This window comes from Pseudomonas sp. KBW05 (assembly GCF_003852405.1).
In the GTDB taxonomy this organism is placed as follows: Bacteria; Pseudomonadota; Gammaproteobacteria; order Pseudomonadales; family Pseudomonadaceae; genus Aquipseudomonas.
This window is the reverse complement of record NZ_QAJM01000045.1, coordinates 1-14,321: the sequence shown is the minus strand read 5'-3', so window position 1 is coordinate 14,321 and position 14,321 is coordinate 1. Positions and strand designations below refer to the sequence as shown.

Sequence of the window (14,321 nt, the reverse complement as noted above, 5' to 3'; positions counted from 1 at the left end):
ATGGATATCAAGACTGCCCTGAGCCGTATCGTCGGCCACCTGGACCTGAGCACCGCTGAAATGAGCGATGTGATGCGCGAGATCATGACCGGTCAATGCACCGACGCGCAGATCGGCGCGTTCATGATGGCGATGCGCATGAAGAGCGAAAGCATCGACGAGATCGTCGGCGCCGTGTCGGTGATGCGCGAGCTGGCGGACAAGGTTGAGCTCAAGACCCTCGACGGCGTGGTTGATGTGGTGGGCACCGGCGGTGACGGTGCGAACATCTTCAACGTGTCGACGGCGTCTTCTTTTGTGGTGGCGGCGGCGGGTTGCACCGTGGCCAAGCACGGTAACCGTGCGGTGTCCGGCAAGAGCGGCAGTGCCGACTTGTTGGAAGCGGCCGGCATCTATCTGAACCTCACGCCAGTACAAGTGGCGCGTTGCATCGATAACGTCGGCATCGGCTTCATGTTTGCCCAGACTCACCACAGTGCGATGAAGTACGCCGCTGGCCCGCGTAAAGACCTCGGCCTGCGCACCCTGTTCAACATGCTCGGCCCGCTTACGAATCCGGCCGGTGTGAAGCACCAGGTGGTTGGTGTGTTTAGCCAGGCGCTATGCCGGCCATTGGCCGAAGTGTTGCAGCGCCTGGGCAGCAAGCATGTGCTGGTGGTGCATTCCAAAGATGGCCTGGACGAGTTCAGCCTGGCGGCGCCGACCTTTGTGGCGGAGCTGAAGAATGATCAAGTCACCGAATACTGGGTCGAGCCTGAAGACCTGGGCATGAAGAGCCAGAGCCTGCACGGCCTGGCGGTGGAAAGCCCGGCGGCTTCGCTTGAATTGATTCGCGATGCCCTGGGGCGTCGCAAGACCGAGAACGGTCAGAAAGCGGCAGAGATGATTGTTCTGAATGCTGGCGCGGCACTTTACGCGGCCGACCACGCCTATAGTCTTAAGGAAGGTGTCGCCTTGGCCCACGATGCGCTGCACACCGGTCTGGCTCGCGAGAAGCTCGAAGAGCTGGGAGCATTCACCGCAGTATTCAAGATGGAGAATGAAGGATGAGTGTGCCAACCGTTCTGGAAAAGATCCTGGCCCGCAAAGCCGAAGAGGTGGCCGAGCGCCGCGCCCGCGTCAGCCTCGCCGAGCTGGAAGCCCAGGCGAAGCTGGCCGATGCACCGCGTGGTTTCGCCAATGCCTTGATCGCCCAGGCCAAGCTCAAGCAGCCAGCCGTGATCGCCGAGATCAAGAAGGCTTCGCCGAGCAAAGGCGTGATCCGCGAAAACTTCGTCCCATCGGAAATTGCCGTCAGCTACGAGAAGGGCGGCGCGACGTGCCTGTCCGTACTGACCGATATCGACTACTTCCAGGGTTCCGACCTGTTCCTGCAACAGGCCCGTGCCGCGTGCAAGTTGCCGGTGATCCGCAAGGATTTCATGGTTGACCCGTACCAGATCGTCGAAGCCCGTGCCCTGGGCGCCGATTGTGTGTTGCTGATCGTCTCCGCACTGGATGACGTGAAGATGGCCGAGCTGGCAGCCGTGGCGAAAAGCGTCGGTTTGGATGTGCTGGTGGAAGTGCACGACGGCGATGAGCTGGAGCGAGCACTGAAAACCCTCGACACACCGCTGGTGGGGGTCAACAACCGCAACCTGCACACCTTTGAAGTCAGCCTGGAAAACACCCTCGACCTGCTCCCGCGCATTCCGCGCGACCGTTTGGTGATTACCGAGAGTGGCATCGTCAACCGTGCCGATGTGGAGCTGATGGAAATCAGTGGGGTGTATTCGTTCCTGGTGGGCGAGACGTTCATGCGCGCCGAGAACCCGGGGGCGGAGTTGCAGCGCCTGTTCTTCCCGGAGCGGGGTGTGGCGGTCAGTGGTTCCACGCTAGATTGATTTGAAACGCGGTCAAACTGTGGGAGCGGGCTTGCTCGCGAAAGTGGAGTGTCAGTCGATGCATGTGTTGGCTGACCCACCGAATTCGCGAGCAAGCCCGCTCCCACATTGGGTTTTGTGTTTGTTCAGAAAGGTAGGTGTTTGATGGTTAAGCCAGTAAGGATGACGGTTGAAGCTGGGCTTGCCGCCGAGCAAGACCTGTTGGCCGCCGTCTGCGCCGGCGATCAGGACTACGGCCTGCTGTTCTGGCAACCCAACGATCAAGCCTTGGTGATGCCACGCCGGTTGAGCCGCCTGCCGGCATTCGATACTGCCAGCCAGGTTTCGGCAGAGGCCGGTTGGCCGGTGTTGTTGCGGGAAACCGGCGGCGAGCCCGTGCCGCAGTCGTCGGCCACGGTCAACATCGCCCTGGTCTACGCCCCCCCGCGTAGTGAAGGCGACCAGAATCGTATCGAAACCGGCTACTTGCGCCTCTGTCAGCCCATCTGCGATCTGCTGATCGAGCTGGGGGGCGATGCGTCTGTCGGTGAAATCGACGGCGCGTTCTGCGACGGTCGCTATAACGTCAATCTCAACAGTCGAAAAATGGTCGGCACTGCCCAGCGCTGGCGCCAAAGTGGCGGCCGCCCCGTGGGGTTGGTGCACGGTGCGCTGCTGCTGGACGGCGACCGTGAAGAACTGATCGCGTCCGTCAATCGCTTCAACGAAGCCTGCGGTCTCGACCAACGGGTGCGTGCCGATAGCCATATCGCCTTGCACGAAGCCTTTCCCGCGCCGGATGCGATCAGCCGGCTGGACACCTTGTACCGCCAGATGCTGGCCGGCTTCCTGGCGGTTTAGCGGGTACCGAACACCACCATCGTCTTGCCTTTGACGTTGACCAGGTTGCGCTCTTCCAGATCCTTGAGCACGCGGCCGACCATCTCTCGCGAACAACCGACAATGCGCCCGATTTCCTGACGCGTGACTTTGATCTGCATGCCATCGGGATGGGTCATGGCATCGGGTTGCTTGCACAGGTCCAGCAGGCAGCGGGCAACGCGTCCGGTGACGTCAAAGAACGCCAGGTCACCGACCTTGCGCGTGGTGTCCCGCAGGCGCTGGGCAATCTGGCCGCTGAGGGCGTAGAGAATGTCCGGGTCTTGCTGGGCCAGTTCGCGGAATTTGCTGTAGCTGATCTCGGCCACTTCGCACTCGACCTTGGCCCGCACCCAGGCGCTACGCTCCTGTTCTTTGCCCGCTTGTTCAAACAACCCCAGTTCGCCAAAGAAGTCGCCGGTGTTGAGGTAGGCGATGATCATCTCGCGGCCGTCTTCGTCCTCGATCAGGATGGTGACCGAGCCCTTGATGATAAAAAACAGCGTTTCGGAGCGTTCGCCGGCGCAAATGATGTTGTGCTTGGCCGGGTAACGTCGGCGCTGGCAGTGCATCAACAGCTTGTCGAGATTCTTGATCTTGGGTATGGGCGTAAGAGCAACCATGGTTGTATCCCGGAAGACAGCGCGAAGTTGTTGTATTCGTGGGTATCGGCATTGATACGCGTTGTATAAATGCTAGCAATACGCCATCGATTTGGCGCCAGCTTAACAGACACATTCTGACTCGATTAGCCAATTTACTCGGCAAACCCTGCTATTGATCGCTTTGATGGGAAACGCAGCCGGCGACGGGCCCTGTGCTAAGCTGGCGACCCTTTTTTAGCAGTGGAGTCTGGGCGATGAAGGCACGCATCCAATGGGCGGGCGAAGCCATGTTCCTCGGTGAGTCGGGCAGTGGCCATGTAGTGGTCATGGATGGCCCGCCGGAAGCCGGTGGCCGTAACCTGGGCGTACGCCCGATGGAAATGCTCCTGCTTGGTGTAGGCGGTTGCAGCAATTTCGACGTGGTCAGCATCCTGAAGAAGTCCCGCCAGGCCGTGGAAAGCTGCGAAGCCTTCCTGGAAGCCGAGCGCGCCACTGAAGACCCCAAGGTATTTACCAAGATCCACATGCATTTCGTGGTGAAGGGCCGGGCGCTGAAAGAAGCCCAGGTCAAGCGTGCCATCGAGCTGTCGGCCGAGAAGTATTGCTCTGCGTCGATCATGCTCGGCGCGGCCGGTGTGGCCATCACCCATGATTACGAGATCATCGAACTGGGTTGATTGCCGATGGGCAAAAGAAAAGGGCGCTTTGAAAGCGCCCTTTTTTTGTGGGTCAGATACGGTACGTGCTTTTGGTCATGACCTTGGCCAACAGGCTCATGCCGAACCGCACCGGCGCTGGGAAGCGGAAACCGCCGGCATCCAGCGCGCTTTCTGCGTGGTGCTCTTCATCGATGCGCATTTGCTCAAGAATGGCACGGGACTTTTCGTCTTCGGCCGGCAATTGCTCAAGGTGTTCGTCCAGGTGTTTGCACACCTGATGTTCAGTTGCGGCGACAAAACCCAGGCTGACCTTGTCGCTGATCAGCCCGGCGGCGGCGCCGATACCAAACGACAAACCGTAGAACAGCGGGTTGAGCACGCTGGGATGGCTGCCGAGCTGGCGAATGCGTTGCTCGCACCAGGCCAGGTGGTCGATTTCTTCCTCGGCCGCATGTTCCATGGCTGCGCGCACTTGCGGCAGCTTGGCCGTCAGCGCCTGGCCCTGGTACAGCGCCTGGGCACAGACTTCGCCGGTATGGTTGATGCGCATCAGGCCGGCGACGTGGCGGGTGTCGGTCTCGCTCATCTGCGCGTCGGGCTGCACGATGGCTGGCGAAGGGCGATACGGCTGGCCGCTGAACGGCAGCAGCGTGCGCATCGCCATGTCGGCTTGCAGCAACAGACGGTCAATCGGCGAGTAGTGACGTTGGGTAGTCATGCTGACCTCCGGGAAGAATCTCGGCGGCCAGTTTACCGCAAGAGAAGGTGAAGCGTTTGCGCTGAGTCAATTTGCCCTTGTGGCGAGGGAGCAAGCTCCCTCGGGGGGGATCAACCCGGCGGCCAGTTCATCTGGCGCTGACCCAGCACATGCATATGAATGTGATAAACGGTCTGCCCGCCTTTCGGGTTGCAGTTCATCACCACGCGGAAACCTTCTTCGCAACCCTGCTCCAGTGCCAGGCGCTGGGCGGTGAACAAGATATGGCCGGCCAGGGCTTTGTCTTCTTCGGTCAGATCGTTGAGGGTGGCGATGTGTTTCTTCGGGATGACGAGGAAATGCACGGGCGCTGCCGGATGGATGTCCTTGAACGCCAGGATTTGATCATCTTCGTAGATGATGTCCGCAGGTATTTCCCGGTTGATGATCTTGGTGAACAGAGTATCCACAGCTGTTTCTCCATTATGAATATGCAGGGTGAGTGTACTCAGGCGCTCAGCGTGGGCAATAGGCCTTGTTGATCGCGCCGGCAATCTTGCGGGTGAGCCAGCGTGGGCTGAAGCGCGGGCTGAAGGCGAGCCAGCGGTTGCGGCGGCCGGGAATGATGATGGCTTTGTTTTTTTCCAGGGCGCGCACGGTGAACAGGGCCACTTCTTCCGGGCTCATCAGTTTTTCACTGCGCTCGAGCTTGGCGGTGTCCATTTGCGCGGTGCCGAAGAACGCTGTGCGTGTCGGGCCGGGGCAGAGCACGGAGACCTTGATGCCGCAGGTCTTCAATTCTTCGCGCAAGCCTTCGGAAAAGTGCAGCACGTAGGCCTTGCTGGCGTAGTAACTGCTCATCCATGGGCCAGGTTGAAAGGCGGCCACCGAGGCGACGTTGAGGATCTGCCCGCCACCGTGTAGCGCCATCGAGTTGCCCAAGGCGTGGCACATGCGGGTCAGGGCCAGGATGTTAACTTCGATCAGGTCCTGTTCGGTCATCCAGTCCTGGGCCAGGAACGGCCCGCTGGTGCCGATACCGGCGCAGTTGACCAGCAGGTCGATCTGCCGTTCGCCTTCTTCAAGCTCCAGCAGAAACCCGGACAAACGCAGCGGCTCACCCAGGTCGCAGGCACGGAACAGCACCTCGACGCCGAAACGCTGAGTCAATTCGAGTGCAATGCTTTCCAACTGATCACGCTGGCGGGCCACCAGAATCAAGCTGCGGCCGCGGCGGGCCAGGGCTTCGGCCAAAGCCAGGCCGATGCCGCTGGAGGCACCGGTGATCAGAGCGTAACGGGTCATGCCTTTCTCCATCGCAACGCCGCCGAGCCTGTGACAGAGGCATCACAGGCGGCGGGCGTTTCTTACTGTTCTGGAGAGTCTACAGGTTCAGCTGCTTCGTCAGCACTTTGCGCGTCGTCTTCCTCAACGATCACGCTTTGCTCGCTGTCAGCATCGGAGGTAATGGAGCTGCTTTCGTAGCTGCTGTCGATGTTGGCGCCGAGTTGGTCGAGGTAGCCGTACATGCTCAACGTGACCATGATGGCAAGCATCACGGGAATAAACGCCAGCCACAGGGTGGCCAGGACTTTTACCGCGGTCGAGTTGCGCGGTGGCGGCGCGCCGTACTGGTTGGCACCGGCGTTGCCCGGAAGCACCAGCAGCAGAATGGCGAAGACGGTGTTGACGACCGGCACCAGGTTCAGCGCGTACAACCATCCAGACCAGCCCAGGTCATGCAGGCGCTGCACGCTGATGAGTATGCTGATCCAGAACATCGCGACGATCAGCGCGAGCCACAGCAGCGGGCCGACAATCATGGCGACCAACGGCGAGGCGACCGATATGGCGGCACCCACGGTGATGATAATGCCAGCCGCAAAGAGCATTGCGACACTCATCACCAACATCCACGCCAGGTAGCGCAGGCGGCCAATACGCCCATTGAGGGTGAAGACGTTGAGGGTGGCGTACTCCGGCAAGTCATCACCTACGGCAGCACGCGGCGGTGCATAGGGGGATGCGCTTGGTGCAGTCGAATCGGTCTCATGGGTTTCGGCAAGGCTGAATGCGACGGGCTGCTCGGCTTCGATGCGTGCATCGACCCCGGCGTTTTTCAGCGCATTGAGATAGGTTTCTGCATCCGGACGGGACAGGTCGCGTTTCAGCGCGACTGTGCGGCCGGTAAAGAGCTTCTCGATCGCCTCGACTTCGCTTTTGAACAGCTCGGCCAGGTTCAGTTTGGCAGTGGTGCTTTCGACCCCCGGGAGCAAGGCTCCATCAAACACAATCTTGAAACGGTTGTCGCTCATGCGGGCTTCCTTGTCACTTAATCGGGGAGGTAATGCAGGCCTGCTCAGTCGGCAGGCCTTGCGGTGGGTTCAGCGTGGCCAGCGCAATTGTACCGCCTGTTCGCGTGCCTTGCGGTATTCGGCATCCAGGCGGGCAACGAGTTCATCGACGCTGGGCAGGTCATCGATCTCACCAACGCCTTGGCCTGCCGACCAGACGGTCTTCCAGGCCTTGGCTTCGTCGCTTAATGGCTTGAGCTTGGAGCCGAAGTTGACCTCACCTTTACCCTGCAGCGCAGCGAGGTCGAAACCGGCGTTCTCCAGGCTCTGGCGCATAAAGCTGGCGGGCACGCCGGACACTGCGGGAGTGTGCACGATGTCGGCGGCGCGCGATGTGAGCAGCATCTCTTTATAGGCATCCGGGGCGTGGCTTTCGGTGGTGCCGATAAAGCGCGTGCCGAAATACGCCAGGTCAGCCCCCAGCAGTTGGGCCGCGAGGACCTCGTGGCCGTGGTTGAGGCAACCGGCCAGCAGCAAGGTTTTGTCGAAGAACTGACGAATTTCGGCGATCAGTGCGAACGGGCTCCAGGTGCCGGCATGGCCACCGGCGCCGGCGGCCACGGCGATCAGGCCATCTACGCCGGCTTCAGCGGCTTTCTCGGCATGGCGCCGGGTGGTCACGTCGTGGAAGACCAGGCCGCCGTAGCTGTGCACGGCATCGACCAACTCCTTCACCGCGCCGAGGCTGGTGATAACGATCGGCACCTTGTGCTCGACGCAGATCGCCAGGTCGGCCTCCAGCCGTGGGTTGCTGTGGTGCACGATCAGGTTCACGGCGTAGGGCGCGGGGTTGTCCAACTGCGCCAGGCCCGCTTCGATTTCTTCCAGCCAGGCTTTGAAACCACTGCTTTCGCGCTGGTTGAGCGCCGGGAAACTCCCGACGACACCATTGCGGCAGCAGGCCAGTACCAGTTGCGGATTGGAAATCAGAAACATCGGCGCGACCACCACAGGCAGGCGCAGATGTTGTTCAAGCAAAGCGGGCAGCGACATTGGAGTTACCCCGTGTGATTGAAGTTAGAACGGTTTGACCACGACCAAAATTACGATAGCCAGCAATATCAGAACCGGGACTTCATTGAACCAGCGATAAAAGACATGGCTGCGGGTGTTTTCGCCACGGGCAAAGCGTTTTACCTGCGCGCCGCACATGTGGTGGTAGCCGATCAGCAGCACGACCAGGGTGAGCTTGGCGTGGATCCAGCCGCCCGATTGAAAGATGCTCGGGTTCAGGTAGATCAGCCAGCCGCCAAACACCAGCGTGGCCACGCTCGCCGGGCCCATGATGCCGCGATACAGCTTGCGCTCCATCAGGCTGAAGCGTTCCTTGCTGACGGTATCCTCACTTTGCGCGTGGTAGACGAACAGGCGTGGCAGGTAGAACAGCCCGGCAAACCAGCAGACGATGCTGATGATGTGGAAGGCTTTGACCCATAGATAAAGCATTTTTAGTTATTCCCAGGTTCACGGTAGCCAAGATAGTAGTGGCTCATGCGCCCGTACGTCACGTTGGCGGTTGTCGCAGGACGATACGGCCCCTATTATCGTCGGCTTTCCAGTGGGTTCGTTGAGGGCAGGTATATGGTCAAGGTCGGTATCGTCGGCGGCACGGGTTACACCGGTGTCGAATTGCTGCGTCTGTTGGCTCAGCATCCGCAGGCTGAGGTGGTGGTCATCACTTCCCGATCCGAGGCTGGGCTGGCCGTGGCCGATATGTACCCGAACCTGCGAGGCCACTATGACGGCCTGGCGTTCAGCGTGCCGGACATCAAGACCCTGGGCGCCTGTGACGTGGTGTTCTTCGCTACGCCGCACGGGGTTGCCCATGCACTGGCCGGTGAGTTGCTGGCGGCGGGTACCAAGGTCATCGACCTGTCGGCTGACTTCCGTCTGCAAGACGCCGATGAGTGGGCCAAGTGGTACGGCCAGCCTCACGGCGCCCCGGAATTGCTTGAAGAGGCGGTATACGGTCTGCCGGAAGTCAATCGTGAGCAGATCAAGCAAGCGCGCCTGATTGCGGTGCCAGGTTGCTATCCGACCGCAACGCAGCTGGGTTTCCTGCCGCTGCTGGAGGCCGGGCTGGCGGATGCATCGCGTTTGATCGCTGACTGCAAGTCGGGCGTCAGCGGTGCCGGTCGTGGTGCTGCGGTAGGTTCGCTGTACTCCGAGACGTCGGAAAGCATGAAGGCCTATGCGGTAAAAGGGCATCGTCACTTGCCGGAAATCCGCCAGGGGCTGCGTCGTGCGGCCGGCAAGGATGTGGGGCTGACGTTTGTGCCGCACCTGACGCCGATGATTCGTGGTATTCACTCCACGCTGTACGCGACTGTGGTTGATCGCTCGGTGGACCTGCAGGCGTTGTTTGAAAAACGTTATGCCAACGAACCGTTCGTCGATGTGATGCCGGCTGGCAGCCACCCGGAAACCCGCAGCGTGCGCGGTGCCAACGTTTGCCGTATTGCCGTGCACCGTCCACAGGACGGCGACCTGGTGGTGGTGTTGTCGGTGATCGATAACCTGGTCAAGGGCGCGTCGGGGCAGGCGGTGCAGAACATGAACATCCTGTTCGGCCTGGATGAGAAGCTGGGCTTGTCCCACGCGGGCATGCTGCCTTAAGGCATTGCGGTAGTTGCACAAAAGGCCCGTTGATCGGGCCTTTTGCGTTTTTAATGGCCGCTGTGCAGATTGATATACCGTAACAATAGTTGACCGCTTTTCTAGGAGAAGCGGATAATGCCCGCCATTACGCATATGGCGGCGGTACGCCGGGAGATTATCAGCATGAGCGTTGAGTCCTTCACCCCCACGGCTTTGCAATTCACCCACGGTGCTGCGCACAAGGTGAAGAGCCTGGTCGATGAAGAGGGTAATGATCGCTTGAAGCTGCGCGTATTTGTTACGGGCGGCGGTTGTTCAGGGTTTCAGTACGGTTTTACCTTCGATGAAGATGTGGCCGATGACGACACCATCGTCGAGCGCGAGGGCGTGAGCCTGGTCGTGGACCCGATGAGCTTCCAGTACTTGGCAGGTGCCGAGGTGGATTACCAGGAAGGTCTGGAAGGTTCGCGTTTCGTGATCAAGAACCCTAACGCCACCACCACTTGTGGTTGCGGGTCTTCGTTCTCGATCTGATCGATTGCGGATACAAAAACGCCGCTTGGCTTTCATAGGCCAAGCGGCGTTTTGCTGTCTGGGGCTCAGGCGGGGTAGATCGCGCCCAGTACGCGAAGCCCGCGCGCGCCGGTAACGCTGGGGCGGTTGGCGGCGATGCCTTCAAGGCAACAATGGGCCAGCCAGGCGAAGGCCATCGCTTCGACCCAGTCAGGGTCTACGCCATGGGTCGCGGTGCTGCTGACCTGGGTTGAGGGTAGCAGCGCCGCCAGACGATTCATCAAGGTCGAGTTGTGCGCGCCACCCCCACAGACCAGCAGGGTTCCGGTCTGGGGTTGGGCGGTTTGCAGGGACTCCACGATGGTCTGGGCGGTCAACTCCAGCAGGGTGGCCTGGACGTCCTGGTGCGCGAATACGGGCAAGCGGCCAAGGTGTTGTTGCAGCCATCCCAGGTTGAACACTTCGCGGCCGGTGCTTTTAGGGCCCTTGGTCAGGAAGAAGGGGTCGCTGAGCAAGGCGTTGAGTAGCTGGGGCACGATAGTGCCGCTGGCTGCCCATTGGCCATCACGGTCGAAGTGTTCGCCCCGCTGTTCATGAATCCAGGCATCCAGCAGCACATTGCCTGGACCGCAGTCGAAACCGGCTACTGGCTTGCCAGTCTCGATCAGGCTGAGGTTGCTGAAGCCTCCTACGTTCAATACCGCGCGATTGCCGGTGCGTTCACCAAACAGCGCTTCGTGAAAGGCCGGAACCAACGGGGCGCCTTGGCCACCGGCGGCGACGTCGCGGCTACGAAAATCGCTGACCACGGTGATGCCCGTCAGCTCGGTGAGCAGGGCAGGGTTGCCGATCTGTACGGTAAAACCGCGAGCGGGCTCATGGCGGATGGTCTGGCCATGGCTGCCAATCGCGCGAATATCCTGAGGCTTGAGGTTTTGCTGGTCGAGCAGGGCGTGGATGCCTTGGGCTGCAAGCGTCACCCAGTGTTGCTGGGCGATGGCCGAACGGGCAATCTCATCCGGACCGCTGGCGCACAGTCCGAGCAATTCGGTGCGCAGGGCGGCGGGCATGGGAATGTAGTGGGTGGCGATCAGCTCGATCGCCGGGCCCTGTTTGATCAGGGCGATGTCCAGGCCGTCGAGGCTGGTCCCGGACATCACACCTATATAGAGCGACATACCTTAACGCTTCGCCGAGGCCAGCAGGGTGGAGCGCTCCTGGTCCATGCGTGCCATCAGTGGCTGGCTTTGTTGCATGAAACGCGCGCGTTCGGCCTTGGCGATCGGGTCGGCCATCGGCAGCTTCTGGCCCAGTGGGTCGACGTGTACGCCGTTGACCTGGAACTCATAGTGCAAATGCGGGCCGGTGGACAGGCCGGTGGTGCCGATATAGCCGATCACCTGGCCTTGCTTCACGGTGCCGCCAGTCTGCACGCCTTTGGCGAAGCCTTGCATGTGGCCATACAGGGTGCGGTAGGTGTTGCCGTGTTGGATGATGACAGTGTTGCCGTAACCACCGCGGCGGCCGGCCAGCAGGACTTTGCCGTCACCCGCGGCCTTGATGGGCGTACCGCGAGGGGCTGCATAGTCGACGCCTTTGTGGGCGCGGATTTTGTTCAGAATTGGGTGCTTGCGACCCATGGAGAAACGCGAGCTAATACGAGCGAAGTCCACGGGTGTGCGGATGAAGGCCTTGCGCATGCTGTTGCCATCAGCCGTGTAGTAGCTGCTGTTGCCTTGTTTGTTGGTGTAGCGCACGGCCGTGTAGGTCTTGCCGCGGTTGGTGAAGCGTGCAGAGAGGATATTGCCGGTGCCGACCACTTTGCCGTTGGCGACCTTCTGTTCGTAGATTACGTCGAATTCGTCGCCTTGGCGGATGTCCTGGGCGAAGTCGATGTCGTAGCCAAACACGCTGGCCATGTCCATCGTCATGCTGTGGGACAGGCCAGCGCGTGCGGCCGATTGCGACAGGGAACTGTTGATCACGCCGTGGGAATAGGCGGAGCGCATCACGGGTTTGGTGGTGATGCGGTTGAAGGCGAAGCCTTTGGCGCCCTTGGTCAGGGTGATGCTTTCCAGGTCGCTGATGTTGCTGTGCAGGTTGTGCAGTTGGCCGTCGGGGGTCAGTTCGAACTCCAGTTTCTGGCCGTGCTTGAGCTGGGTGAACTGCTTGGCTTGTTTGTCGCTGGCCAATACTTCATTAACCGTGGCTGACGGCAGGCCGACCTTCTCGAACAGGGTCGATAGAGTATCGCCTTTGGCCACGATTACTTCGCGGTGCTGCGGGTTCTTGGCCGCAGTGGTAACAGGCGCAGGTTGTTCCTGGGTTGCTTGCTGAGTCTCTTCCGGGCTGCCGTCTATCTGGGCGAACGGTGATTCGGTGGGTGCATTTGTGGCTTGTTGCGCGTCGGAAGCGTCTTGATCTTGTGTCAGTTGTTCAACTGGACTTTCCAGGTCAAGGCTCAGGGATGTTCGTTTGGCTTCTACGTCACTGGAAGGGAATACCAGGAGTGCCAGGCTGAGAAGAGCGGCGATACCACTTGCGGCGAGCAGGTGGGTCTTCGGGTAAAGCGGCGGCGCTTTAGACGGTTCAGTGGTCATAAGTAATTTTGACTTTGAAGATGAAATGGAAAAGATGAATGACATGATGAAGATGAAATAACTGTATAAAATATAACCAAATCATCTGTGGCGCAAGCTCGCGAACGCTGGGCTTGCTGAATGGTGTCCGTGCGCAGGGCAAAACTTGTAATTAGTCCCTGATCTTGTATGGTTGGTTCCCTTTTGAATCTGAGCCTTGCGGGTCTGTTATGAAGTCGGTTGAAGAGCAGCTAGCGCTGATAAAACGTGGTGCGGAAGAACTGTTGGTCGAAGCGGAGCTGATCGAAAAGCTCAAGCGTGGCCAGCCCCTGCGTATTAAAGCCGGCTTTGATCCGACTGCGCCGGACCTGCACCTGGGTCATACCGTGCTTATTAATAAGCTGCGCCAGTTCCAGGAGCTGGGGCATCAGGTCATCTTCCTTATAGGTGACTTCACCGGGATGATCGGTGACCCAAGTGGCAAGAGTGCGACGCGCCCACCGCTGACGCGCGAGCAAGTGCTCGATAATGCCGAGACCTATAAGACTCAGGTGTTCAAGATCCTTGATCCGGCCAAGACGGAAGTGGCGTTCAACTCCACCTGGATGGATCAGATGGGGCCGGCGGACTTCATTCGCCTGACCTCTCAGTACACTGTCGCGCGCATGCTTGAGCGTGATGACTTCGACAAGCGTTACTCCACCAACCAGCCAATCGCTATTCACGAGTTCCTGTATCCGCTGGTCCAGGGATATGATTCGGTGGCGCTGCGTGCGGACGTCGAGTTGGGGGGTACCGATCAGAAGTTCAACCTGCTGATGGGTCGAGAGCTGCAGCGTGCGTATGGGCAAGAGGCTCAGTGCATCCTGACCATGCCGTTGCTGGAAGGGTTGGATGGCGTCAAGAAGATGTCCAAGTCGCTGGGTAACTATGTGGGTATCCAGGAAGCGCCGGGCGTTATGTATGGCAAGCTGGTTTCGATTCCGGATGCGTTGATGTGGCGTTACTTCGAGCTGTTGAGCTTCCGCTCGATGGACGAGATCAATGCGTTGCGCGCTGACGTCGAGGCGGGTGCCAATCCGCGTGACGTGAAGATCAAGCTGGCGGAAGAGATTGTTGCGCGTTTCCATGGTGAAGAGGCTGCAGCCAGTGCTCACCGCGCGGCGGGCAATCGCATGAAGGATGGCGAGCTGCCGGATGATCTGCCGGAGGTTGAGCTGACTGCTGCGGAGGCTATGCCGATTGCTGCCGTCCTTAATAAGGCAGGGTTGGTGAAAAACTCAGCGGTTGCGCGTGACCTTCTGGGTTCCGGCGGTGTGCGTATAGATGGTGAGGTTGTCGATCGCACCTTTATATACGAGCTGGGCGCTACCCATGTCTGCCAGGCCGGAAAGAAGGCGTTTGCGCGTATCACGCTCAAATCCGAATAAATCTGTAATTAAGTGTTGACGGCGAATTGTAACTGTCTATAATTCGCCCCACTTCCGGCGCAGTCGAAACGGAAAACTCCTTGGTAAACAATGAGTTATGTAGGTTTCGGCAGCAGGTTGCTTAAGTTCATCGAAGCGCGAAGGA

Annotated in this window: 16 protein-coding genes; 7 read left to right on the top strand and 9 right to left on the bottom strand. The window is 59.7% G+C overall.

Going from position 1 to position 14,321, the window contains the following annotated elements; genetic code table 11:
• The 3 genes from trpD (at position 1) to DBR46_RS27890 (ending at position 2,723) form a co-directional block, all read left to right on the top strand.
• On the top strand, positions 1–1,050 hold the full coding sequence (gene trpD, locus DBR46_RS27905) for an anthranilate phosphoribosyltransferase (protein WP_017739618.1): 1,050 nt from the start codon (positions 1–3) through the stop codon (positions 1,048–1,050).
• Positions 1,047–1,883: an indole-3-glycerol phosphate synthase TrpC gene (gene trpC, locus DBR46_RS27900; RefSeq protein ID WP_124529319.1), complete on the top strand. Its 837-nt coding sequence runs from the start codon at positions 1,047–1,049 to the stop codon at positions 1,881–1,883. Before trpD ends, trpC begins: the two co-directional genes overlap by 4 nt.
• Positions 1,884–2,027: 144 nt before the next feature.
• Complete coding sequence (locus DBR46_RS27890) at positions 2,028–2,723, top strand: lipoate--protein ligase family protein (protein ID WP_124529317.1); 696 nt, start codon at positions 2,028–2,030, stop codon at positions 2,721–2,723.
• On the opposite strand, the gene crp is transcribed toward DBR46_RS27890, so the two are convergent.
• Positions 2,720–3,364 (bottom strand): cAMP-activated global transcriptional regulator CRP, encoded by a 645-nt coding sequence (gene crp, locus DBR46_RS27885; protein ID WP_026137165.1) that lies wholly within the window; start codon positions 3,362–3,364, stop codon positions 2,720–2,722. The genes DBR46_RS27890 and crp overlap by 4 nt on opposite strands.
• Positions 3,365–3,600: 236 nt before the next feature.
• On the opposite strand from crp, the gene DBR46_RS27880 reads away from it, so the two are divergent.
• Entirely contained in the window at positions 3,601–4,023 is a 423-nt protein-coding gene (locus DBR46_RS27880) for an OsmC family protein (RefSeq protein WP_005792019.1), read from the top strand.
• Between the two features lie 52 nt (positions 4,024–4,075).
• On the opposite strand, the gene coq7 is transcribed toward DBR46_RS27880, so the two are convergent.
• The 6 genes from coq7 to hemJ form a co-directional block, all read right to left on the bottom strand.
• Positions 4,076–4,723: a 2-polyprenyl-3-methyl-6-methoxy-1,4-benzoquinone monooxygenase gene (gene coq7 / locus DBR46_RS27875; RefSeq protein WP_017739622.1), complete on the bottom strand. Its 648-nt coding sequence runs from the start codon at positions 4,721–4,723 to the stop codon at positions 4,076–4,078.
• 110 nt (positions 4,724–4,833) lie between these two features.
• Positions 4,834–5,172, bottom strand: a complete 339-nt coding sequence (locus DBR46_RS27870) for a histidine triad nucleotide-binding protein (protein ID WP_124529315.1) — start codon at positions 5,170–5,172, stop codon at positions 4,834–4,836.
• Positions 5,173–5,218: 46 nt separating this feature from the next.
• Positions 5,219–6,007, bottom strand: a complete 789-nt coding sequence (locus tag DBR46_RS27865; protein WP_124529313.1) for an SDR family oxidoreductase — start codon at positions 6,005–6,007, stop codon at positions 5,219–5,221.
• A 62-nt stretch (positions 6,008–6,069) separates the two neighbouring features.
• Positions 6,070–7,017 carry a DUF805 domain-containing protein gene (locus tag DBR46_RS27860; RefSeq protein WP_124529311.1) on the bottom strand — a complete coding sequence of 316 codons (948 nt, stop codon included), beginning with the start codon at positions 7,015–7,017 and terminating at the stop codon, positions 6,070–6,072.
• A 69-nt stretch (positions 7,018–7,086) separates the two neighbouring features.
• A complete protein-coding gene (locus DBR46_RS27855; RefSeq protein WP_124529309.1) occupies positions 7,087–8,049 on the bottom strand; it encodes a nitronate monooxygenase family protein in 963 nt (320 codons plus the stop codon).
• Between the two features lie 24 nt (positions 8,050–8,073).
• The gene (hemJ, locus tag DBR46_RS27850; RefSeq protein WP_124529307.1) at positions 8,074–8,502 is read right to left on the bottom strand and encodes a protoporphyrinogen oxidase HemJ; all 429 of its coding nucleotides are present in this window, start codon (positions 8,500–8,502) and stop codon (positions 8,074–8,076) included.
• Positions 8,503–8,637: 135 nt separating this feature from the next.
• Between hemJ and argC the strand changes: the two genes are divergently transcribed.
• The gene (gene argC, locus DBR46_RS27845) at positions 8,638–9,672 is read left to right on the top strand and encodes an N-acetyl-gamma-glutamyl-phosphate reductase (RefSeq protein WP_010206935.1); all 1,035 of its coding nucleotides are present in this window, start codon (positions 8,638–8,640) and stop codon (positions 9,670–9,672) included.
• 165 nt (positions 9,673–9,837) lie between these two features.
• Positions 9,838–10,188: an iron-sulfur cluster insertion protein ErpA gene (gene erpA / locus DBR46_RS27840; RefSeq protein WP_003176443.1), complete on the top strand. Its 351-nt coding sequence runs from the start codon at positions 9,838–9,840 to the stop codon at positions 10,186–10,188.
• A gap of 65 nt (positions 10,189–10,253) precedes the next feature.
• On the opposite strand, the gene DBR46_RS27835 is transcribed toward erpA, so the two are convergent.
• Both DBR46_RS27835 and DBR46_RS27830 read right to left on the bottom strand, forming a co-directional pair.
• Complete coding sequence (locus DBR46_RS27835) at positions 10,254–11,345, bottom strand: anhydro-N-acetylmuramic acid kinase (protein WP_124529305.1); 1,092 nt, start codon at positions 11,343–11,345, stop codon at positions 10,254–10,256.
• A 3-nt stretch (positions 11,346–11,348) separates the two neighbouring features.
• The gene (locus tag DBR46_RS27830; RefSeq protein WP_124529303.1) at positions 11,349–12,767 is read right to left on the bottom strand and encodes a peptidoglycan DD-metalloendopeptidase family protein; all 1,419 of its coding nucleotides are present in this window, start codon (positions 12,765–12,767) and stop codon (positions 11,349–11,351) included.
• Between the two features lie 209 nt (positions 12,768–12,976).
• On the opposite strand from DBR46_RS27830, the gene tyrS reads away from it, so the two are divergent.
• Entirely contained in the window at positions 12,977–14,176 is a 1,200-nt protein-coding gene (gene tyrS, locus DBR46_RS27825) for a tyrosine--tRNA ligase (protein WP_017739632.1), read from the top strand.
• Positions 14,177–14,321 lie beyond the last annotated feature (145 nt).